This window comes from Exiguobacterium sp. ZWU0009 (assembly GCF_000798935.2).
GTDB lineage: Bacteria > Bacillota > Bacilli > Exiguobacteriales > Exiguobacteriaceae > Exiguobacterium_A > Exiguobacterium_A acetylicum.
Map to the genome: position 1 here is coordinate 2,780,590 of NZ_CP018057.1, position 22,358 is coordinate 2,802,947.

20 protein-coding genes are annotated in these 22,358 nt (G+C 42.6%); 6 read left to right on the forward strand and 14 right to left on the reverse strand.

Annotated features, from left to right (window positions below):
• Window positions 1–14 precede the first annotated feature (14 nt).
• Genes L985_RS14395 through L985_RS14410 form a run of 3 tightly spaced genes read right to left on the reverse strand, consistent with a single transcriptional unit; the run spans window position 15 to window position 3,570 of the window.
• Window positions 15–1,745 (reverse strand): zinc ribbon domain-containing protein, encoded by a 1,731-nt coding sequence (locus L985_RS14395; protein WP_029342664.1) that lies wholly within the window; start codon window positions 1,743–1,745, stop codon window positions 15–17.
• Entirely contained in the window at window positions 1,742–2,164 is a 423-nt protein-coding gene (locus L985_RS16815) for a zinc ribbon domain-containing protein (RefSeq protein ID WP_029342665.1), read from the reverse strand. The genes L985_RS14395 and L985_RS16815 overlap by 4 nt, the downstream gene beginning before the upstream one ends.
• 20 nt (window positions 2,165–2,184) lie before the next feature.
• Window positions 2,185–3,570, reverse strand: coding sequence for a TcaA 3rd/4th domain-containing protein (locus L985_RS14410; protein ID WP_047392833.1), 1,386 nt, complete (start codon window positions 3,568–3,570; stop codon window positions 2,185–2,187).
• A gap of 348 nt (window positions 3,571–3,918) precedes the next feature.
• On the opposite strand from L985_RS14410, the gene L985_RS14415 reads away from it, so the two are divergent.
• Window positions 3,919–4,686 carry an Ltp family lipoprotein gene (locus tag L985_RS14415; protein WP_047392829.1) on the forward strand — a complete coding sequence of 256 codons (768 nt, stop codon included), beginning with the start codon at window positions 3,919–3,921 and terminating at the stop codon, window positions 4,684–4,686.
• Window positions 4,687–4,898: 212 nt separating this feature from the next.
• On the opposite strand, the gene L985_RS14420 is transcribed toward L985_RS14415, so the two are convergent.
• The 8 genes from L985_RS14420 to L985_RS16900 form a co-directional block, all read right to left on the reverse strand.
• Window positions 4,899–5,990, reverse strand: a complete 1,092-nt coding sequence (locus L985_RS14420) for a hypothetical protein (RefSeq protein ID WP_235609839.1) — start codon at window positions 5,988–5,990, stop codon at window positions 4,899–4,901.
• A gap of 20 nt (window positions 5,991–6,010) precedes the next feature.
• Entirely contained in the window at window positions 6,011–6,694 is a 684-nt protein-coding gene (locus tag L985_RS14425) for an ATP-binding cassette domain-containing protein (RefSeq protein ID WP_235609840.1), read from the reverse strand.
• Window positions 6,666–8,123, reverse strand: a complete 1,458-nt coding sequence (locus L985_RS14430) for a hypothetical protein (RefSeq protein ID WP_047392819.1) — start codon at window positions 8,121–8,123, stop codon at window positions 6,666–6,668. The genes L985_RS14425 and L985_RS14430 overlap by 29 nt, the downstream gene beginning before the upstream one ends.
• 71 nt (window positions 8,124–8,194) lie before the next feature.
• Window positions 8,195–8,620 (reverse strand): hypothetical protein, encoded by a 426-nt coding sequence (locus tag L985_RS14435; RefSeq protein ID WP_035410480.1) that lies wholly within the window; start codon window positions 8,618–8,620, stop codon window positions 8,195–8,197.
• Window positions 8,621–9,369: 749 nt separating this feature from the next.
• A complete protein-coding gene (locus L985_RS14445) occupies window positions 9,370–9,981 on the reverse strand; it encodes an ABC transporter ATP-binding protein (protein ID WP_047392809.1) in 612 nt (203 codons plus the stop codon).
• Window positions 9,978–11,009 carry a DUF1430 domain-containing protein gene (locus tag L985_RS14450; protein ID WP_047392808.1) on the reverse strand — a complete coding sequence of 344 codons (1,032 nt, stop codon included), beginning with the start codon at window positions 11,007–11,009 and terminating at the stop codon, window positions 9,978–9,980. Before L985_RS14450 ends, L985_RS14445 begins: the two co-directional genes overlap by 4 nt.
• A gap of 60 nt (window positions 11,010–11,069) precedes the next feature.
• Entirely contained in the window at window positions 11,070–12,242 is a 1,173-nt protein-coding gene (tnpB, locus tag L985_RS14455; RefSeq protein WP_047392803.1) for an IS200/IS605 family element RNA-guided endonuclease TnpB, read from the reverse strand.
• 49 nt (window positions 12,243–12,291) lie between these two features.
• Entirely contained in the window at window positions 12,292–12,492 is a 201-nt protein-coding gene (locus tag L985_RS16900) for a hypothetical protein (RefSeq protein WP_148662043.1), read from the reverse strand.
• Between the two features lie 399 nt (window positions 12,493–12,891).
• Between L985_RS16900 and L985_RS14460 the strand changes: the two genes are divergently transcribed.
• Both L985_RS14460 and L985_RS14465 read left to right on the forward strand, forming a co-directional pair.
• Window positions 12,892–13,326, forward strand: coding sequence for a sigma factor (locus L985_RS14460; RefSeq protein ID WP_029342674.1), 435 nt, complete (start codon window positions 12,892–12,894; stop codon window positions 13,324–13,326).
• Complete coding sequence (locus tag L985_RS14465; protein WP_047392798.1) at window positions 13,323–14,156, forward strand: tyrosine-type recombinase/integrase; 834 nt, start codon at window positions 13,323–13,325, stop codon at window positions 14,154–14,156. The genes L985_RS14460 and L985_RS14465 overlap by 4 nt, the downstream gene beginning before the upstream one ends.
• Here the strand turns inward: L985_RS14465 and L985_RS14470 are convergent.
• Window positions 14,137–14,955, reverse strand: coding sequence for a tyrosine-type recombinase/integrase (locus L985_RS14470; protein ID WP_047392796.1), 819 nt, complete (start codon window positions 14,953–14,955; stop codon window positions 14,137–14,139). The two genes, L985_RS14465 and L985_RS14470, sit on opposite strands and share 20 nt — an antisense overlap.
• A gap of 239 nt (window positions 14,956–15,194) precedes the next feature.
• Between L985_RS14470 and L985_RS14475 the strand changes: the two genes are divergently transcribed.
• From L985_RS14475 to L985_RS14485, 3 genes are all read left to right on the forward strand, one after another.
• A complete protein-coding gene (locus L985_RS14475; RefSeq protein WP_047392790.1) occupies window positions 15,195–15,638 on the forward strand; it encodes a hypothetical protein in 444 nt (147 codons plus the stop codon).
• A 138-nt stretch (window positions 15,639–15,776) separates the two neighbouring features.
• Window positions 15,777–18,107 carry a bifunctional diguanylate cyclase/phosphodiesterase gene (locus L985_RS14480; protein ID WP_071908834.1) on the forward strand — a complete coding sequence of 777 codons (2,331 nt, stop codon included), beginning with the start codon at window positions 15,777–15,779 and terminating at the stop codon, window positions 18,105–18,107.
• Between the two features lie 174 nt (window positions 18,108–18,281).
• Complete coding sequence (locus tag L985_RS14485; RefSeq protein ID WP_047392785.1) at window positions 18,282–18,611, forward strand: hypothetical protein; 330 nt, start codon at window positions 18,282–18,284, stop codon at window positions 18,609–18,611.
• A 51-nt stretch (window positions 18,612–18,662) separates the two neighbouring features.
• On the opposite strand, the gene L985_RS14490 is transcribed toward L985_RS14485, so the two are convergent.
• Window positions 18,663–20,645 (reverse strand): dynamin family protein, encoded by a 1,983-nt coding sequence (locus L985_RS14490; protein ID WP_047392778.1) that lies wholly within the window; start codon window positions 20,643–20,645, stop codon window positions 18,663–18,665.
• Entirely contained in the window at window positions 20,638–22,353 is a 1,716-nt protein-coding gene (locus L985_RS14495) for a dynamin family protein (protein ID WP_047392775.1), read from the reverse strand. The genes L985_RS14490 and L985_RS14495 overlap by 8 nt, the downstream gene beginning before the upstream one ends.
• Window positions 22,354–22,358: the final 5 nt, after the last annotated feature.

Consider the following 22,358-nt stretch of genomic DNA (forward strand, 5'->3'; position numbering starts at 1 on the left):
GTTTTTATTTGGAATCATCCTTTTGTATCTTTGAAGCGGTTCAATCCGTATCCCACTAATCCACCGAGGAATGGGAAGAGGAAAAGCATGAACGCATTCCACCATGTCAAAGTAGAAACGACGACACCGGCTAGGACATCGTTATCCCATTGCAGTTCAAACCGTGTTTGTGTGAAGTACGCTAGAATGAGTCCACCAATCATGAAGACCCCAGCATAAATCGCAACATTCGGTAACGTCCGAATCCAGCGGAATCCGATTCCGATATGGATGATGAACATCAGTACAAGCGCAATCAAGCCGTAAGGAGCAACACTTGAACTGAGCAATTGCTCTTCTTCAAATGGAGTGGAGGCATTCGCGATTTGAGCGAAGCGTGTTAAGAGCCCGACATCTACCGTTTCATCAAAACGTGTTACTTTCGGATCGAGTGTTGGATCTTCTCCGTTTTCAATCTGGTTCCCGATGATTCCTTGAATCCGACTCAGATTCGAAGCTTCTCCCGCTTCTTCCACTGGTCGTTGCAGATCATTCAAACGGTCTTCGCCATATAAGGCCGCACCTAAACGGAAGTCTTCCGTCAAAACGGTCATCTTGAAATCGACTTGTCCCGCTTGCGACATCGCGTAAAGCGGAGAAGCACCACTCAAGAGAACGAGGCTTGCTGATTCACCAAATTCGACTTCGTCCATTTCATCGAGCTCGTTTAGATAATACAATTGTCCGAATGACGTCAGCAGGACACCAAACAAATAGACGCTCATTAACGTCGTCGCAGCGATCCGCCCGACTTGCCAAGAACTACGCAGATCCGTTTGACCGATGAATTGGAACAAAAGGACACCAGCGAGCGCTAGAAGGAAGATCCGAAGCATTCCTATGACCAGATGTAGATCGAAGATACCGAAATCTGTCGCAAACAATCCGACGACCAGCGTAATCAACGATAATGTCAGGGCAAAGACGACAGCACGTTCGATTCGCTCATTCCACGATGTCGTCTTGACTCCGATGACACCACCTCGTTCCAGTAACCACGCACTCCCAATCAATAGAAGCAGACCCGGTAAGGACAGCAAGAAATGTCCTGAGAAAATATGAAAATCAAGTTGATCGATCGCTTTTTGAATATCAGAGAACTGTTCTGCATCGTTGCCTACCACTTCTGTAAGGAAGCGTGATTTCAAGTCTTCACTTGATGTGAGATTTAGACCAGCAAGGGCAACGAAAGCAAGGAAAAAGAACATACCGAACGTACTAAAATCATCTCCCATGTTTTGTTGAACAGTCTTGATTCCTTCTAATGCCGGGTTATCACTGAGGAGACCGAGCATGACGAACAATAAGACGACGATTGCAGCAAAACAAATGATGGCAGCGATACTACCGATCGCAAGACTCGGATTCCCAAACGAGAAATCGAATCGTGATATAAATGCGCGTCCACGCTCTTTCAACGGGAGATTCACGTTCCAATCCTGCGACTTCCACTTCTTACGAATGTCGTCCATACCTGGAAGACGATCTACAAGTGAGCCTTCTGACGTCGCAGCGATGAGGCGCGAATGTCCACAATTCGGACAGTACGACGCACGACCATCCATTTGTGTACCACACCCGACACAAAAATGCGCAGCTTGTTCGAAGCGAATCGGACGGGCTTGCTTATCGAGCGACGTCCCGTCTACTTCGCAATACTGGGCGTGTGGAGCATGTGCTTGACCACAGGTCGAACAATACTTCATACGCGTTGCCCCATTTCCGATCCGCAGCATGTACAGAAATGCTGATCATTACGTTGTGGTGTATGACATGTCGTACAGGCGACTTTCGTTTGTTCGTTCTCACGTGGAACGGACGTGCCGCATTTCCCACAAAACTTCGCGCCTGGCTCAAGTGGCGTCCGGCATGACTTACATTGCTTTTGTGCAGCTTCGACTTCCATCTCGTCAATCCGTGACAAGGCACCGAATACGAGTACTTCTTGTGCAAGAATGTCCTCGATTTCTTGACGATGCCCTTCGCTCCGCAGCTTCATGTAATGACGCTCTCCGATTTCGTACAGCAAGCGTCCTTTTTCACGTCGTGCTTGCTCCGCCTGCTCCTGTAATTCTTTTGCTGTCATCCCTTGAAAACGTGATCTGACTGATTGCCAATCCATCATCTGTGTAGCCTCCCTTGTTCTTATTTAATACTCGTTGCCTGTTGAATCCTGAAACTTTCCTCGTAGCTATCCTCACTACTTTCATACGTGAACAAGTAGCGGAAGAGCGACTTCGATGTTGTTTTTCCTGGCGATTCACTATCAGGCGTATACATTTCACCCCGAATATAGGTTGTCGCCATGACTTCGATACCTACCGAATCCCCATATTCGACGAACTTAGCTGAGGGACGATCAATCGACGCATTCATGAACTCTCCGTCCCACTCCAAGTCCTTTCGGCTCCAATCGTCATAGTTCTTTTGTTGTTTCGCAAGATAGGAAGCATCATCAACGAGTGAGAAATAACTTGTATCTTGATAAGTTGCCGCATCAACCCAGTCAGAAGCATGCTGCTCGACGGCTTCTTGCAGTTGGTTCAAAACGTTTTCTGATGGTTCGAACGTGAACATCGCTTTTTTCGTATCTGGTTTGACGACAACCTCACCCGATGTTTCCTCACCCCATGGGAATGAATTTTCAATCGAGAGTTTAATGCCGTTCTTCGGGATTGGTCCATAGTTCTTCAAATCTGATACTCGTTCTGATGTCGATTTTCCATCAACAATCAAAAAGGCATCCGGATACGTCTGGTCGAGTTCGACCGCATTTCCTTTTAAAGTGATTTCGTATTTCCGATCTGCAGCGTCAAGCGTCAACGGATTGATTGTCACATCGCTCGACTCTTTTCCGTATTCGCCATCATACGCGATCTTGGCATCCGTCAATCCTGGATAGACGCCGTCCATCATGATGCCCTCCGCCGACGCTTTACTACTTTCCGTTCCGACCGGATTGACGAGCGTCACCTTCGTTCCTTTAAAATTACTGATGACTTCCGTTTTGACACTATCGAGGCGCAGACGATAATCCTTGAAGATCCCGAGCTGGCGACCACTCGCTACGATTTGACCAGGAACATCACTTTCGTTTTCTGCTTGAATCGACACACCGGCCATCAATAAATAATCCATGAATGATTTCTTTTGTTCCGGTGTCTCTTTTAAGGCATCTAAAAAGCGTTGCGCCATCTTCTGATCAACCGGTTTTCCGTTGAACTCCGTATGCTCAGCGAGTAATGTAGCGTCACCAGAGCGAATCGCATCACGGACCTTATTCGTCGTCGCTTCGACCGTGAACCATTGTGTCGCGAGTCCATAATAGGCACCACCTGCTACGACCAACAATCCAACTGTTAAAAGAACGGCTTTTGCAGACTTACTCATTTTTTTAGAGCGTACAGGTCTGACGTCGCGTTCTTTTTCTAAAGGTTTTGCGTGTTCTACGTGATGTTCCAAGGCGTCACCGCAACTCGGACAAAACTTCAGACCACGTTTTGCAGCATCCGAACAATTCACACATGCCATATGTCCTACTCTCCTTCTGTTTTTTAATTTCATTTAAGTAAAAAATAGCCATAGAAAATAATAACACGTTTACTCATAAATTACTATTTTTGTAAAAATAATTTTGTTTTCTGACTGCTTATTGACTAAAATCAATATTTTAAAAGATTTTTTTACTTATTCTAAAAACGATTTATACATATTAAACGCTATCTTTCCCTCTAGTGTTCTCTTGATGAATGAGAAAACTTAGGTAAAATTCATATCCTACTAAACATATTCAATTATCCATTTTTTAAAATAATAAAATTCCAATTTATAGTCATGTATGCTATTTTTTATGTATAAAAGATATAAGGGGATAAAATAATGCAATCATCTACTAAACCAAAACGTAAATTCTATAAGAAATGGTGGTTTTGGTTAATCGTACTTCTTATTTTTGTAGCAGCAGGAAACAATTCAGAAGATCAGGCGACTCCAGCCAAAAAAGAAACATCAGCAAAATCAACAGAATCAACCACGAAAACGTCTTCTACTACAAAGGCAAACGACACGGATAACGAAACGACTGCACCATCGAATTCAGAAGAGGACGGGGTTGCTGTGGAGGAAGAAGCTATCGTAGAAGATACTTCTACAGAAGACACTGAAGTAGAGGAAGACTCGACACCTGATGTTCCAACAGAATATCTGTCAGCGCTAGACAAGGCGGAATCGTATGCGGAAACGATGAACATGTCAAAAGCAGCCGTTTCGAACCAGTTGACGTCCGATTATGGAGAGCAGTTTTCAAAGGAAGCTGCAGCGTATGCGATCGAAAACATGAGTTTTGATGATTGGAAATCAAACGCACTCAAATCAGCTGAGTCTTATTCCGAGACGATGAGTATGTCGAAGAAAGGCATCTACGCGCAGCTGACATCCGACAGCGGTGAGAAGTTTACAAGTGAAGAGGCACAGTATGCGATCGATACACTTGATGCCGACTACAACCAGAATGCCCTTCAAAAGGCAAAGGAATACCAAGAGACGATGAGCATGTCGCCTGAAGCGATTCGAGATCAACTCTCATCGGATTATGGAGAAAAATTTACAGCGGAAGAAGCGAACTTTGCAGTCAGTCAACTGAAATAATATTTTCCACCCTGTTCTAATTTTGAATGGGGTGATTTTTAATTAGACTATCTCGTTGGTTGTGCATGGTTGAAATGAATCCTCTACATAAACATAACTGCACAAAAATACCCCTTAATCATTAAATGACCAAAGGGTATCAAAAAACCTTCTTATTCCATTACAAAATAAAGTGTTAAACTACTCTATCTCTTACGGCATGTGGAACAACGTTAGTTTCTCAACTGGGAAACGATGTTGTCGTTAGACAACTCTTTCTTCATTTTCCGAGTAATCAATAGCTTCACGAATCGTTTGTTCAACACAATCAAGAGTGACAATAGAACGACTAATCCAGCGACCATTATCAGAAGCGGCTGCATCCCCATGTATTTCCACATTCCTACTGCAAATAATGCAATCAGAGCATAGGAATACATATATATTTTTTTATTCATGGATTCGATGGTTGAATAAAATTGTCGAGAAATTTCTTTACTCGATAACCCGTTGATATACAACGACAACAAGTCTCTATTTAGTGTTTTGATCAGTGCATTTAAACTATTTCTATAGAAGATAAAAACGATAGCAAGCAACACTACTTGGAAGAGTATCAACAGATACATCGACATTTTAGATCCTGTTACAAGTTTTTCTAATCCTTCCGCTTGATAGTATACATATGCTTTTTCTTCATCAAACATGTTATTAAAATCTTGTACGAAATCGTAGATATGCTCTGTTTTCGTAATATTGACTAACAACGACTTAGCACTAGAATAATTATCTGATTTACTTATTTCTTCAGCTAGTTTCGCGCTAGTTTGAGGTGCTAGATAACATTTATCCTTTAAAAAGAAAATACCTGACCCTTCATAATAGGATTGTTTTAAGGATAACGGTTTGTTCTCCATATCCGTGAACTTCAACGTATTCCCTTTAAATGAATCAGGTAGAATGATTTCGTTTCCTTTGACCGATTTATGATAGTTGATAGCATCTCGTGTCGTTGGATTTAGCGTCAGACAGTTCATGAAATCCTGTTCACCGTCGCCATTTGAATACGATAATGGAATCTCATATTCGTACGACAAATCTTTAACATGATCCAACTTTTTTATCTTTTCTGTATCGTACGTAAACTCACCGTTTTTAGTGTATCCGTTAATGAGTACCATGGAAAGCCGCTCATTGTTTAAAATGTTATTTCGAATATTTTCTGTTGAGATAAAAATTGTAAAAACAGAAAATAACAGTAAAACGATGAGGAGAAAATTTAATGTAGTCAATTTTTTTAGCTGTTTCATATACTTCTTCTTCATGTAATGAAAAACGGTCATTTTCATACTGCAATTCCTCTATTCAATTCATTGAAGTTAAATGTTTGATCCGATTGGCCAACTACATAATTAGAATGCGTAACAATTAAGATGATTTTATCAGACTTAATTTCCTTTAATAAATCCATGATCATTTCAATGTTTTCTTTGTCTAGATTATTTGTTGGCTCATCTAGCAAAATCAATTTGTATTCAAAAATCATTACTTTTAGGAAAGCAGCCCGTTGCCGTTCTCCTCCTGAAAGATTGTTGACAGGTACATCTAATTTCTTTGACATTCCGATTTTTTCACTGTATCGCTTTAATCTTTCTTCATCAATATTTTGATGATTAATTAACGATATGATTTCGAGATTTTCACGCACGGTTAATGCTTCAATGAGATTTAAATCCTGAAAGAAATAAGCGATTTGTTTACGCGCCTCATCAATCTTTTCTTTATTCGAAAAATCTAGCGTTTGATTGAACAATACTACTTCTCCATGCGTAGGAGCCTGTATCAACGACAAGATGTTAATCAAAGTCGTTTTACCGCAACCACTTTTACCAAATAGTGAATAAATGCCTGGCTTTTGAATTTCTAAAGAAAAGTCATTTAAAATTTCTTGATTTCCATAGCTGAAACTTACGTTATTTACGTTTATTGACATCATCGAATCATCGAAACCTCCTAGCAATTTCGTCACCCTCTAAAATATTTAAGATATTATTCAGATAGACACTCATTTCGAATGAATAGTTTCCTGCTTTCTCACAATAACCAAGACCGCATTCTTTCTCTTTTATACGCTCTTTGATCTTCTCAGTATCCACTTTTAATTCATGCTCCGTGATCATACTGCTATACACATTCAAAACGACATAATCATCTTTCCCATCATATTTCAAGACAGTTGGAAATAATGACTTCACTTCTTTTTTCTGTGAAGAGGTCAATGTAACGCTATCATAAATCAACAATTTTGTTAATAATTTGTTTTCTTCTAATAAATTCTTTTCATTAAAAAGATCATTTTCATCTTGGTTTTTCCCACAATAATATCTTTCCGATAGATTGTTCAAATCGTTACAATTCACATCTGGAAACTCACTCATATCTCGATTTTCATTTTTTAAAATTTGATCTATGACAGATATGAAGTACAAATTTTGTTGCGTCTTCTTTTCGCTTCCTAAGAGGGTATCGAGGCGGGAATTAATCACCTCGATGTATTGTTCTGTATGTTTCAATTTATTACTAGCAAATAAGTTAGACATCAGATACAGATTTCGAATACTGTCTAAAGAATGATAAAAACTAGTGTAAGGTTTATTTTGATTCAATAAGTTTACGAATGCTTTTTTTCCTGCATCGTTCTCCATAACCATCTCGACAATTTGTAATTGTATCCAGTATGTGATTTCATCACAAAATAGTAGTGTGATTTGGTTTTGTTCATTCTGATAGAGAGATTGGAGACGTTCTAACTTTATTCCCCATTTATGACTATCGTTTAATTTTAATGCTGCATACAACAAGATAGGACGGTTTGGATCCATCAAATCTTGACTAGAGTATTCGTCAATGATTGTTTTTATCGTTTCTTTTGTCGGAGAAGTGCTTATATTAGAATCAAGTTCAAGCGATAGGAGTGTAAAGTATAAATATTCAATTTGATCACCTTGAACGGGTTTTCTCATTTGGTGAATATGCTCTTTTATATCTTGAATCATGCTGACTTCTTTGATTGAATTTGCAGTTTCGTATAAAAAATAGAGATCAAAAAATGAGTCGATTTTTGAAATTTGTTTGCTATTCAATGTACCTTCACCGTTAATTTGCATAACAATCAAGTCACAATAAAACTTGTTTCTCTTTTCATTACATTTTTGAATTGAATAGTTCTTTGACTTCTTTTTTAGAAAACGATAGGTACTGTTATTTTTAATAGCTGAAGATTCACTAAACTGACTATCTACTTCAAAGACAGAGCCACCATCTGATGTTTTTAGATAAGAAGATGCAGTCTTCACTAAGTTTGAATTATGTATATCTCGATTGATGAACGTTTCACCTTGGCTACAACCAGCTAATATGAATAAAAAACTGATACAAATAAGGATTATTTTTTTCATATGGTTTCGATACTCCTGTTCATAATACGAAAGGTTAGTGTAAAAAGAATGATTAAATTATGTTCGAATGATCAAATCTTTGCAGTAGCTGTATACGTTCGGTTGCTATAATCCACATGTGTAGTCGTGTTCATCCCTAAATAGAGTGTCAATCCGCTACCACACACATTTCCTGAACTATAGTATGATTTACTCTTTGTTGATTTCGTGTACCCTGGGCTTGTTCCGCTACCGCTAACGCCGGCACCTGAGAATGAAACACTTCCTCCAACTGTCGTAAATGTGACGTGGTGCTTTAAACTTTTAAAGCCTGTCCGTGTAGTAGAACTATAGGCTTTATAATTTCCGCAGCCACTAAAATCAGAGAAGTAAGGTAAATCTGCTTTTGATGTGACACTGCTCACAGTTTTGGTCGCTCGGTAAGCATCTGCTTGAGGTGCGAAAGCAAGCGTACAAGCGAGTGTCGATACTGCAGTTAACGTAAGTACTTTTTTCATTTTACATTTCCTCCTAAATTTTCATTTCCTTTTACACTTACCCTTTCGTAAAAATCCTATCATAAATTTTCAGATAACAACCATCAAATTAGAAAAAAATTTCCATTTTTCGTTTTTCTACCATCATTTCTTTACCTTATAATTTATTTGTTTTTTATATATTATTTTGAAACACTCTTTAGTAATGGTGCTAAACTTTTTCTTCTGATAAGCAATGGATAACTATAAATAAAAAAGAGACCTCCCATTACGGAACCAAAAGTCACTCTTAATGCCTTAAATGAATGTCATCAATTCGTTGCAGACTTACCATTTTCTCTGATGGTGAAGCAATCATACAACTTTGCCTTCGCATAAAAGAAAAGTTCTTTTTTGCTACTGTGAATTGTTTTTTTAGTAATTAGTATTTGACATGGTTTTGAAATAGGGACGAGCAACACCAAGATCATGACGAGTATGATGAGCCCTGTCCATATCATTTGATGATTCCTTCTTTGTCACGGATTCCGACCAATGCAAAATTTATCCATTTTTATTTCGTCACTGTGTTTCAAATTACATCAATCTACTTTTGAAATCTATTTTCTGTTTCTAATGAACAAAAAAACTCTCCTTAAAAAGGAGAGGTATCTGACGATCAATCAAGCGAAAAAATGCTCACGCGTTACTTCTTTCAAATGTTTTAGAGTTGATTGATTACAAAAAGTACTAGAACAACTCCAATCAACAACAGCGAATCGTTCATTCCGTTATCCTATCTCCACCAGCCTTTTTCCTTGTTGTTTAATCGCTTCGTCATGCGTGACGAGGATGATCGTCTTTCCTTGATCGTTCAACTCTTGTAAGAGCGCCATCACCCGCTCCGCGTTCGCTTGATCAAGCGAGCCCGTCGGTTCATCCGCTAAGATGATGTCACATTGCTTCAGCATCAATCGAGCTAATGCGACCCGTTGCTGTTCCCCACCTGACAACATGAAGACTTTTTGATCGATTTTGTCGCTCAGTCCAACAGCAGTCAGCACTTCTTCAATCGTCTTACCCGAGCGATAGCGTTTCTGAACGATCTCGAGATTCTGCCGGACCGTTTTTTGATCGACGAGTGCGAAGTTCTGAAATAAGAAGCCAAGCTTCGTCCGGAAGTATGCCAGTTGATTGCGCTTGTTCGTGATGTCCACTCCGTCGACGACAATCGTTCCCGTATCAATCGGCTCTAACGCCCCAATCATGTTAAGCAGCGTCGTCTTCCCGCATCCACTCGGACCGGAAAAGATGACGAAGTCGCCTTGAGAAATCGTTAACGATAGGTTTTCAAATAAAGTTTTTCCTTGAAACGACTTGGTCAGTTGCCGAATTTCAATCATAGATTTCCCCCCTTTAAAATGCGCTGGACATTTGCCCGTTCAATCTTTCGAATCAGCCAAATCAATAAGACGCCTTCTGCCACTAGTAAGAGTCCTCCGCCAGTTAATAGTAGCCCGGGTGAAGAAAACTCAAGGATATAGGCAGCAAGCGCTACAGCTAGTGTACTGACAAGCGTAATCCCCATCGTCGACATGATCAGGCGTCGGTTTTTCTGCCAAATGCTGTATCCCATCACCTTCTGAACCGATAACTCGATCGCATTCACTTGATACTCGAGTCGTAGCACCGTCCAGATGACGAGTAACTCGAGACTAAGAATCAGTACGACAAAAATCAGGTTCATGTTCATCAATCGTTTCGCTGCTTCCCAGATGCCAAGATACTTCTCCCACGCATTCGTCTGTAAGATGAGTTCGTTCGTCATCTGCTTCTCCGCCACATAGTCTTGAAAGGTTTCTTGATCCAGGTCATACATGACGTCAGCCAGTAAGACATTGGACAGTTGTTTCGGTGCTTTCGGTTGCTTTGCTTCATTGACGACGATGAGTAACGGATCATCGATGAGTGTACTGCCGCTAGTAAGATTTTGATCGATCGCGACGGTTTCGAAATCTTCTTGATAGCGGACGACCGGATAAGTGTCTGCGAGATACGCCCCGAGTCCGAGTTCACGAAGACCACTATCAATGGTCGACTTCGCTGGAATCGCAATCCCCTCTGGCGCAAAGAATGTCAGCTCATGCTTTAAGACGGAGGCACTATTCGCAAATTGTCCAGCAACTTCATCAAATGCCGTCCGATTCATCAAGACGGTCGGTTGATCTACCGTGAAGCTGTTAATCGGAGTGCTCAATGTCACTTTAAAGTCATCGTAAAAGCGTGTGTACAGTTCCGTCTGGATTTGTTCCGAGGTGTCGGAACTTTTCTCATCCGAATAGCGCGGAGACGTTACTTTGTGACCGATGTAGGTATACGAATAGTTTTTCTTCGCTTCAAAGAACGGACGTTGTTTTTGAACTACCTCCACCTACGCTTTTCTTAGAGGTGGAGGATTCCTGATTAATCCGACCTAACGATCGAAACCTGATCAGGCTAACCCCGTCGTCCCGACGGTTGAAGAAGCTAAGATACGTTCTGCTTCTTGTTTGAGATTCAGTCCTGCGTTCACATCACGGTCATGGTGGATTCTGCAATTCGGACATGTCCATTCACGCAAGCCAAGATGTTTCACGTCTTTGTGTTGATGACCGCAACTCGAGCACAGTTGGCTCGATGCGAAGGTCTTGCCGACCTTCACGACGGTCTTCCCATACCAGTTTGCTTTGTGTTCCAGCATGTGAAAAAATGCTGACCAGCTGACATCAGAGATAGACTTGCTCAACCTGCGGTTCTTCTGCATGTGCTTGACCTGTAAGGTCTCGATGCCGATGACGTCGTGGTTTTTAACGATCTCGGTCGACACCTTGTGCAGGAAGTCGGTGCGCTTGTTGGAAATCTTCTCGTGGATGCGAGCGACCTTTCGTTTCTGCTTCTGGTAGTTCCTCGCCTCGGACAGTTTGATTTTCTTAGCCAAGGCTATGCGCTGACGCCGAGAGAGCTTGCGTTGCTCGCGTACCAGCTTTTTCTCGAGAGTTCGGAAGTAACGGTCGTTTTGGTAGACCGTGCCGTCCGACAGGATGGCAAAGTGTTTCAACCCGACATCGATGCCGATGGATGTACCCGTCTTCGGCAGTTCGTTGATCTCCTGCTCGACGAGCAGGGAAACGAAGTATTTCCCTGAAGCGTTACGTCGGATGGTGGCGTTCAAGATTCGTCCTACTACCTGCCTCGAGTTAGCAAAACGCACCCATTTCAGCCTAGGAAGTTTGAGCTTGCTGCCAACGATTGAAACTTCGGGAAGTTGGTTCTTCTTCTCGATATTGGTTTTGTAGGATTGAACGGGATTACGCTTTGATTTGAATCGAGGCCGTTTATTCTGCTTCTTGAAGAAGCGGTCATACGCATCGGTCAAGTGTTTGACACTCGATTGAAGCGAATGGCTATCAACTTCTTTCAGCCAGTCGAACTCTTGCTTCAGCATCGGGATTTCTTTTGAACAAGACCCGTAAGACAGTCCTTTTCCTGTCGCTTTATACGTCTCATCCCACTTCGCTAAGAAGTAGTTGAAGACGAATCTTGAACAACCAATAGTCTTCGCAATCAGGATTTCCTGCTCTTTTGTCGGATATATTCTGAATTTGTAGGCCATATGCTTCAACATGATTTTCACCTCCTATAAAGGATTTATACCCGAAAGGAAGGGGGGCGATTCACCTCCCACTTTCACTTCGTTTTAGAAGTAGGAGGTGAATCGCGTAATTTAGATAGATCGTCACGCCTTCAGCAATGACCGTGATACTGCTGGAGAGCATCAATATCGTCAAGAACGCCGTCACGAATTTCATCCCATATGTAAAGGCAAGTAGTTTGTTCGAACACTGACCGTTCGAGAACGCTTCTTTGATTGTCAAGCGTCGCAGACGAAGATAAACGAGTCCGTTTAATCAGAAAGATCGCCTCTTTATGCTGATTTTTTTCTGTGATTAATGTCGAATCTTTTAAATCCAGTTCTAACTTCTTTCTCGCATGCTCTTCGGTCGACAGATCACTATTAATTCACTATTAATTTTTTTCCGAACACCCCAGCGGATAAGTAGAGTTATCCGCCGAGCGCAACGCTCCATTTCTTCAATCATGCCAACGGTTTCTTTAACTTTCAAAGAGTGTAAGCCGTATGATTTCCCCTCCTTCCGTCCCTTCGCCTCAGATAAACCCGCATTCTCGTGCGATTGCTTTCAGGATAACTCTACTTATACTAAAACTACCGCGGAATACATAACAGATATGCATATCTGAAGAAACGGATACTCATGAACGACTTACTACGTAACTGGATTCCCCTCGTCAACTCCCTCCTGTCCCGCCTTTCGATCCATCCGAATGAACATGATGAATGCCGGCAAGCTGCCCTCCTCCGACTTTGGAAATCAATCGAAGAAGGAAAGGTCATGACCGTCACCTTCGCCCGGATCCGGGCAAAAGGAGCGATGCTCGACTACTTAGCGACCCGCAACCGGACGCTTGCGACCGAAGTCGCGGTCGAGACGATGCCAGAACTCCCTCGGACCCCGAACGTCTCCTTTCATTATCTCCTCAGCGAACTCAAGCGAGATCTGTCGAATAAGGAGTACACGTTTCTCGAAGCCTTAATGCACGGCACGGAAGAGACGCTCGGTTACTCACCAGCGCGACTGCGCTCATTAAAGTCGGAACTCCGGCAGAAAGTTCAGTTCCTCCTCGGATGATGACGTACTATCAAGAACGCTTACTCGTAATCATCGAACAGGCGGACTATCGTCCCTTGACGAAAAAAGCCTATCGCTCAGACGTACGGCATCTCTGTCGCCACGTCGAACGAATCGATCTTCCGTCCCTACAGCGATATGGCAAGTTTTTGCGCGATACTTACGCTCCAGCAACTGCGGCTCGACGACTACATGCTCTGTCAATCCTGTTCGATCAACTGGTCGCCGAACGTTCACTCCAGACGAATCCGTTGGCACGCGTTAAAAAACCGGTTCCTACGCCTCACCGGCGACTTGCCTTCACGTATGACGACGTCCACCGTGTCCTCGAGACGATTCGTGACGAGACTGTCTACGCTTTTAGCTTTCTTCTCCTGCACACGGGACTGCGGTTTTCGGAAGCCCGTGACTTACAGCTCGCAGATATCGACTTTACACGCGATCAAGTGCTCGTCCGGAGCGGTAAAGGTGATCAATCACGTCAAGTTCCGCTGCATCATGCGTTGCGCGATGTCCTAACGCGTTACATCGAGACGATTCGTCCTGATGTCCTGCCGTTGTTTTGCGAGGACAGTGGACGACCGGTCAATCCGGCGAAGTTTCGCCGTGTCTTAAGGGAGGCAAGTCAGGTATGTCTCGGACGGATTTTGCGTCCGCACGACATCCGGGTGACGTTCGCAACGACGCTCTATCACGTGCATCAGACGGATATTTTAACGATCATGCGCTTGCTTGGGCACAGCGACGTCCGGACGACCCAACACTACGTCTTACCATCACATGACATTGCCCATACGTCGGTCAATCGGCTCAAGCGGACAGACGATTAAGAACGTCCCGGACGTGATTCGTCTGGCTGCGGATGTATCCTTCCGTCGTTGAGATGCTGGCGTGACCAAGCAGACGCTTTATATCGAGTAGCTTCAATCCTGCCTGCTGATAAAGATAGGTCGCATAGGCGATCCGCAGCATATGCGGACGGATGTGACGCTTCAAGGACGTAAATCCGACCTCGCGTAGTGCCTTTCTCGCCGCATGTTCATTGATCATCCGTCCCGTAACGGATTGAAACAAATAGCCGGTCGTGCGACCTGCTAGAAACAAAACGATCTTTTCGCAAAGGGTCTCCCCGATCGGAACGGTCCGTGTCCGCCCGCCTTTGCCGTGACGAACGTACAGTTCATTCTTCGCTAGATCAAAATCCTGCACCGTCAACAAACGGGCCTCCATGAAGCGGAGGCCCGTTTGGCTGAGCACCTCGAAGAAGAGGCGATAGGTTGGATCTTGAATCTGTCGAATCACGGGAATCAACTCTTCACTATCGTGATAGGTCTCATCTTGAAGGCGTTGATGGACGATCGGACGGATCTCGACCATCGGATTCTTTTTGATCCGTCGTCGCTCGACGAGAACGTTTCCGAGCCGGTGTAAAACGTGATAGCGTCTCAGAATCGTCGACGGCTTATAATGTGCTTTCATCCAGTGAAAGTAGCGGCGTAAGGACGCAACTGACCAATCGATTTGATGTAAGCGCATTTGTCGAAGATCACTCCGGTATGCCTTGATCGTATGGGCTGTCCGCGAGACGTCCGTCAATAAATACTGATCGAGATAGTCATGGTGGGTCATAGGTAGTTCCTCCTTTTTGTAGGGACTGACGTGACAGCTGATGGAGTACACAATTGATTTTTGATGAAATATCAAGAATCGCTTTCCCTAAACAATCAATGAGTGAAAAACAAAAATAAGGAAAAAAGTTACAATCGTATTGAATCTACTTTCTGTAGCGCAGGAGAAAACACATACCTTTCTTTACCCTGAACGACAGCGCATTGATTCCATCCACTAATCGATAAAGGAGCTTACATATGAATACGGATAACGACTATCTTGGCAATCCATCAGATATTCTCGTCACGACGTATGTGACGGAAGAAGACTTACGCGATATCATCGCCATCGAATTCAGAGACTTCTGGCATCCGAAACTACGCATCACCCCACACGAGCTCGTGATTACCGGATCGACTGTCTCAACAGAACATCGATTTGCCCATCATAAACCGTTCACCCTCACGATTGCCCCGTTTCGCATCCGTCATAACATCATCTCGTTTCATATCTATGACATCAGCCCAACGTCCCAAGAACAGACGATTTTGAATCTGCTAAAGGCAAACCCGAACTTGTCATACAGCTATCACATGATCCATGTCCATCTTCAACCATGCGACTTCGGAAATCCATTTTTTCATAAGCTGCAGTATACGAAATTAATGGATCATAAAATCCTCGTTGGTCTTCACCTATGATCGACACGCTTTGATTTTTCCTCACCCGTCAGATGTTATTTGAAAAAAATGTATATGATTGAATGAAAAAAAGGTATCTAGATTACATCTTTACCATTCGATTAAACATTCCAATCTGCCGAGGTGACTCCATCCATCATGTCAAACCATACGATGCATGCTCATACTGACTTTTTACTCGTCACTCTATCCTACTTGATCGCCGCAACATCCGCCTACATCGCAATCGAACTCGCGAGACGCGTCAAAACAGCGACCAATCGTTCGAAACATCGCTGGTTGATTGCCGGTGGATCGATTTTAGGTCTCGGCATCTGGTCAATGCACTTCGTCGCGATGCTTGGTCACGGTACATTAAAGGAGGCGACCTACTCGTTCCCACTCGTTTTATTGTCGGTCATCATCGCGATGACAGGATGTATCCTCGGCTTTTATCTTGTCGCACGCCAGATGTCCCGTGAATCATTCGTTCTCGGCGGTTTTTTGATGGGAAGTGCGATTGCTGGCATGCATTATGTCGGGATTGCCGCTTTACAGGGAATGACCCTGCAGTATCACGCGGGTTACGTCTTACTCTCGATCTTGATTGCGATCGCTGCTTCCTGGACCGCACTTTATATCGGTTTCTTTTCCCGTTACGCGAAACGACAGATGCTGGTGCAGACGAAAGTCTTTTTTGCTCTCATCATGGGCATTGCGATCTCCGGGATGCATCACGTTGGGATGCTCGGTTTAGAGTTTCAGATGATTCCGTCGTTTACGAGTGATCAAGTCATTGAACCAGCGATGCTGTTGACGCTTGTGTCGATCGTCACGCTCTTTTTGTTCATTGTCTTCTTTGCTTCCGTCTTGTTTGACCTCCAGTTACGTAAACGTGACTTCATCCAAGCGACGATTCTTGAATCAACTGAAGATGGTGTCGTGACGACAAATCCTGATGGTCTGATCCAATATGCGAACTCGCTGTTTCATGATTTTTTCCCGGAACGTCATCCATACTTAACGGAGCATGACGTAGCTTTACGTCTTGATGTGCCCGACCATACGAAACAAATGCTACACGTTGACGAACGCATCCTTGAAGTCGTCAATCACCCGCTAAAAGGGGAGAACTTGAATCAGACACTGTGGTTCTTCCGCAACGTTACCGATCAAGTCTCGTCCCAGCAGCAACTCGAACACCTTGCCTTTCATGACCGGTTGACGAATTTACCGAATCGAGACAAAATCACGCTGTTTATCGAAGAACAGATTAGACAAGGAATTCCGATTTCGTGTCTTGCGCTCAGCATGGACCGTTGGCGTTCGCTGAGTGATATGCTCGGACATAAAGGCGTTGAGAGTCTGTTGCTGCAGATTGCAGAACGTCTCCAAGCGACGATTCACGCGCGTGATGTCCTAGCACGCCTTGATTCATCCGAATTTCTTGTTCTCCTGGTTGACGAGCGGAGTCAACTGGCGAAACAAAAAGCCGAGAAGTGTTACGCTGCCTTATCGCAACCATTTGATATCGATGGGACAGTCATTACGCTGACGATGCGCGCTGGGATTAGTCATTACCCGGAAGACGCAGAAACAGCGGAAGAACTGATCGAGTATGCGAAACTGGCACTACATGCTTCGTTTACTGAAGCGCAAAACACGATCAAGGAATTCAAGGTCGAGAATCGAAACGATATCTTACGGACCGTCCAGATTGAAAAATTCATGACGGAGGCACTCGAAGCAGAAGCCTTCGAACTCGTCTATCAACCAAAGATCGAAGTAGTTACGGAACGAATGACCGGTGTTGAAGTGTTGGCACGCTGGACGCATGATGAGCTTGGCTTCGTCTCACCAGCCGAGTTCATTCCCGTCGCTGAAAATACGGGAGCGATTCACGCCTTAGGTGACTGGGTGCTACGTACCGCCTGCCTACGCTGGGTCGTGTGGCAAGACCTGACTCCGGAACCGTTCTCGATTGCTGTTAACGTCTCCCCACTTCAGTTCGCGAGTCAAAAATTTCTACGTCGCGTCGAAACGATTCTCGCAGAGACAGGTATGAATCCGGCATACTTGGAGCTCGAAATCACGGAGTCTGCCGCCTTATCATATGAGACAACGACCTATGAAAAATTAGCACGACTGCAAGAACTCGGTATTCGTGTTTCCCTCGACGACTTCGGTACCGGTTACTCGTCCTTCAAGCAGCTTCGTTCATTACCAATTCAGTTGTTAAAGATTGATCGCTCGTTCATCAGTTCGTTATTTGACGGCAAGAATCAACAAGCAATCGTTCAATCGATGATTCAACTCGGTCATAATTTAGAAATGGAAGTCTTGATTGAAGGTGTCGAAACGGTGGAGCAGGCAGACTGGCTCGCTCGAGAAGGTTGCGATTATTTCCAGGGCTATTATTTCAGTCGACCGTTAAAAGAAGAGGATCTATTCCTCTATCTAAATACACCTTTATCGAGTGACAGTGCCTAAGCTTAGTATTTTTCCGGTGTTCATTTCATTAGGTCAGTATTTATTATTCGCATCACAAATTTTACATTTAAAGTCAACAAAAACAATTTCATACACCACTTTATAGAAATTATTTCTAGAAAGACTTATACTAAACCAATATGTTAGCTATCTTTCAGAAGGGAGGACTTACCAATGGAACACGACTTTTCACATGACTTTGATTCTTCGACGCATTACGATCACAATAATCAACATCATACTGCCAATGACTACTTACAAACCAACGTAGAGAGTCTTGCCAATCATGGTACGCTTCATTTCAACGATATCATCAACCATTCAAATCCACTTTCAGTGGCACATGAATATAAAGTTCCATCACTCGACTTGAGTCAACACTATGTAAAACCACACTGGGTTAACGGATACTTTACGAGCGAAGGTACCTATGTGAAGGGATACTTTCGTGATGGAGACGGTGATACATCTCGTTTTGATGGCGATGGCTATTGGAGCCGGTAAATCTAAAAAGCATGTTGCACCAAGAATAAAATCTTGGCGCAACATGCTTTTTTACATGAATAACGAAATAATAAATATAAATGCACTGACCGCTCCGCCCGCTTTGACTGCTGTCGGATAAGCTTCATAGATACTTCTACTATAAAATTTCAGTTGATAGAATGGTGCTTCAGGAATCGTTGTTTTATAAGGAGACGCATTAATGAACTCTTTACTTTCCAGTAAAACATAGTCCATATAATCATCGATTTCTTCAAGAATATATGAAGCACCTTCTTTGAAACGATGCATCTCTGTTGAGTAATCAATAAACGCTTCTTCATCCGATTTTTTTAAAAGAGCAAGTAGTGCTTTTCTGGCACTCTTCACTTCTTTTTTCAACGTAATGGCTAATCGATTTTTATCCTTCAAATCCCTTGACCATTTTTGATTGAGCATTAGAATATTTTTCTTTTCTAATTGAAGTTCTTGTAGAACAATCAGTCCTTGTTTCCATCTAGTTTCAGCAACATCCCTTTGATCATAGACAGACGGTGTAAATCCTACTTGTACTAACTCATCAAGGTAAAGAGGCAATTTAGATAGACCATACGAGTCCATGTTGATGATTTGTTTTTCTGTTGCTAGATATTGTTCCACCGTAACATCTCGCACCTTTTGCGGCTGATGATTGATGGCAGAAGTAACATGTAATTGATCTGTCGTCTGATCAACGGAAAGGATAGTATGCGCTTGTTTAATTGCCTGTGCATTTAAGAGATTACGAATCCATTGGTTCACACGATCCACTTCTTTTTCCATCTTACTGAGTTGCTTTTTGATGACTTTCGTATGAAGTGCCGTTTGTGCTACTTGTCTTTCAAAGTGGAGGCTCTGTTGAATGGATGAAACAAATACATCGTTCAACATGGAGACACCATCTTCTTGACGGAAGTTAACTAACGTTGTTTCGAGCATATTCAACTTATCAATACGCTCCTGACAAATTTGCTCTAGTCCAGTATCCACTTTCACAGCAGAAAGTTCTCGTTTTAAGCGTTCAAATCCTGAACGAACCTCTTGGTAAGTAGCATCGATATACTTCACTTCAATTTGATTTGTCCAGACGTTAAACGTATCATGCGAAACACGTTCGAAAAAAGAATCATAGCTTTTCTTGAATCCAGCCAGCTCGTTTGAAAGAACACGAAAACGAGCAGTGAACAAACTAGGACTTGCATTCAACGCAGCAACCTTCTGTCCCACTTCTCTTTCGATCTGCAGAGCGGTATATGGCGCCAACGCTACCTCTAATTTTTGTTTTACCTGAGGCAAGGTCGACTCCCCTGTCCATTTCCCTAATTGTTGCATAAACTCTTCATATTTTTTTGAGTCAGAACGCATATCATGAGCCGAGATGATAGCTCCTTCGACAGCTTGACAATCTTTTATCGTTTCTTCGAACACTTCTTCTGCTTCTTCCCATTCTTCATCGTCAATCGCATCTGATTTCGTCGCGACATAAAACATCGGCTTATTACCGAAGCGCTTTAATTCCTCTAATTGTGATTCGGTTAATGGCTCTCCAAAAGCAGAGCACCAAAGTACAATACTCATATCTAGGTATGGTAGTTGATAGACCGTTTCCCCATTCGCTCCCGGTGTATCAATCAAAGAGAAGTTTTTTAACGCTGGATGCGGAGATGTAATGAGTAGCCAATCAAATTGAATCGCCGCATCTAAGATTGTTTGTTCAAAATGAACAGGATCAATCCGATGTACTTTTTGACTTTGTGTACTATCGAAACCGATGATTTGCATTGTCTCACCGTAGACATAATATACAGGCACTTTCGTTGCCTCTAGGATACTGACACCACCTAGTTTTATATCCAATAGAGTTTCAATCAATGAAGTTTTACCGGAACTGAATTCACCAACGATTCCGATTGTCGGATGTTGCTTCGCATGATCCATTGCTTGTTGTAAAAGAAAACTAGCGAACGTGTCTCTCGTTTTCCACGTTTCGAAAAATTGCTTCGTGTGTTTATTCATGATTGTACTCCAGTTTAGTTAAATTCAAAGATTCAATCGATAGTTTGAGTTGTTCAAGTCTTTCCAATGTTTGGCGCTCGTTTTTCTGTAGTCGCATACTGAGTTCATGTGTCTCTACTTTCCCTAGTTCAATCGTCTCATCTAGTTTTTTACGTGCCATCGCATAATGATTTTCTAAATAGGTTTGAATATTCGTTTCAATTCCAACCATCGTCTCATCAATGTACACGCTAACGTTCCCGCTCAGTTCTAACGAAAATCGATCTATCGATGAGGCTACTTGTCCATTCAATAAATCTTTTGCTTCTTTGAGCGCATTGTCTTCCATCCTTTTGCGCAAAACCGGATAAACAGCCAATCCGACGAGTGGTACGATCATTCCTGTACCTATCGAGACTAATACCGTTGCAGCACCACCAGTCAAAACACCTGCCATGATGGTCGGATCCACTTTAGTCGAACGACTCGTTTTGACATAAGATTGACTCGAGTAGGTCGATTGCGCGTCAATCGTTTGCCACATGATTTGCTCTTCATTTTCTGTCACCTTGCTTAATTCCAATACGACATGATCTCTTACTTTTTCAATGAGAATATTCACTTTAGGAAGATACCGCTCTAACCAATACTTTCGTTCACGAGCTAAGTAACGATTAATGTCTTTTTCGACTTTTTCAGCGAATTGATTGGATGGACCTGTATATTGATCGATGATATGCGATATTTCAGAACGCCATTCTTCATGATGAAACGCAATGGATTTATCTGCCATGACCTTCATCTCGCGCACCTGTTGAGCGATGTATGACTGTACCTGAACGAATACTTCCTTCATTTGCTGTTCATTAAAAGAAAGCCACGTCTTAAGATCAAGTACTTCATTTGTTTTAAGTTGAGTCAAATGAAGGTATTCTTCCTTTTCCAAAGCAAAGGTTTGATCAATTCGCTCTAATAAGGAATGATATCTGTTTTGACGGAGCGTCTTACTGCCTTTCGCTTGGAACTCAGAGATGATGCGTTCAATGATATGTAAATAATACTGGTTTCCATTAAAAAGAACTTCGTACGCATCATATGGAATGATTGTCGGCGACTCCAGTCCTTTAATCGTCTGTAACTTGGTGTACAAGCCTTCTATCATCTCTTCCAATTCTTCTTCATCATCAATTTCTTCTGCAAAATTCATGACAAAGACGATGTTACTCAAGCCTTCTTCTAATAGGGTATCTTCCAAAAAGGAAAGTTCCGTCCCACTAATCGGTTGATCGGCTTTTAGTAAAAAGAAGACAACATCCGCATTGGGAATGAATCGATAAGACACATCACTACGTGTTTTATTTAAGTCATTCAATCCTGGCGTATCGACCATATAATATGGTGCGACAAACGGAACGTCCGGGTGTTGTACCGTGATCATTTCAATGTCTTCTACAGGATGATCACCGATGAATTCTTCAAGATGTTCTAATTCAATCGCTTTAGACGTGGCATCTTTATAATGCACTTCAAGCTTTCGTTCTCCTTTCCCGACGACGTTGATTGTAGCCGTAGTTGGCAAAATTCCCATCGGTAAAACGTTCTCACCCATCAAACTGTTAACGAATGTTGTCTTTCCGTGGTTGAACTCTCCAACGACGACGATAAACGCTTCTTCGCGAGCCATCTCTTTCATTAAATCGTCCATCTGCTGGTTGGTTTGATGATACATATAGT

Coding starts and splice junctions, on each gene's coding strand:
- L985_RS14430 (WP_047392819.1), bottom strand. CDS start 8,123: ATGAAAAAAATAATCCTTATTTGTATCAGTTTTTTATTCATATTAGCT.
- L985_RS14460 (WP_029342674.1), top strand. CDS start 12,892: ATGAACGACTTACTACGTAACTGGATTCCCCTCGTCAACTCCCTCCTG.
- L985_RS14480 (WP_071908834.1), top strand. CDS start 15,777: ATGTCAAACCATACGATGCATGCTCATACTGACTTTTTACTCGTCACT.
- L985_RS14445 (WP_047392809.1), bottom strand. CDS start 9,981: ATGATTGAAATTCGGCAACTGACCAAGTCGTTTCAAGGAAAAACTTTA.
- tnpB (WP_047392803.1), bottom strand. CDS start 12,242: ATGTTGAAGCATATGGCCTACAAATTCAGAATATATCCGACAAAAGAG.
- L985_RS14490 (WP_047392778.1), bottom strand. CDS start 20,645: ATGAATAAACACACGAAGCAATTTTTCGAAACGTGGAAAACGAGAGAC.
- L985_RS14395 (WP_029342664.1), bottom strand. CDS start 1,745: ATGAAGTATTGTTCGACCTGTGGTCAAGCACATGCTCCACACGCCCAG.
- L985_RS14420 (WP_235609839.1), bottom strand. CDS start 5,990: ATGAAGAAGAAGTATATGAAACAGCTAAAAAAATTGACTACATTAAAT.
- L985_RS16815 (WP_029342665.1), bottom strand. CDS start 2,164: ATGATGGATTGGCAATCAGTCAGATCACGTTTTCAAGGGATGACAGCA.
- L985_RS14465 (WP_047392798.1), top strand. CDS start 13,323: ATGATGACGTACTATCAAGAACGCTTACTCGTAATCATCGAACAGGCG.
- L985_RS14415 (WP_047392829.1), top strand. CDS start 3,919: ATGCAATCATCTACTAAACCAAAACGTAAATTCTATAAGAAATGGTGG.
- L985_RS14495 (WP_047392775.1), bottom strand. CDS start 22,353: ATGTATCATCAAACCAACCAGCAGATGGACGATTTAATGAAAGAGATG.
- L985_RS14485 (WP_047392785.1), top strand. CDS start 18,282: ATGGAACACGACTTTTCACATGACTTTGATTCTTCGACGCATTACGAT.
- L985_RS14470 (WP_047392796.1), bottom strand. CDS start 14,955: ATGACCCACCATGACTATCTCGATCAGTATTTATTGACGGACGTCTCG.
- L985_RS14435 (WP_035410480.1), bottom strand. CDS start 8,620: ATGAAAAAAGTACTTACGTTAACTGCAGTATCGACACTCGCTTGTACG.
- L985_RS14410 (WP_047392833.1), bottom strand. CDS start 3,570: ATGGCATGTGTGAATTGTTCGGATGCTGCAAAACGTGGTCTGAAGTTT.
- L985_RS14475 (WP_047392790.1), top strand. CDS start 15,195: ATGAATACGGATAACGACTATCTTGGCAATCCATCAGATATTCTCGTC.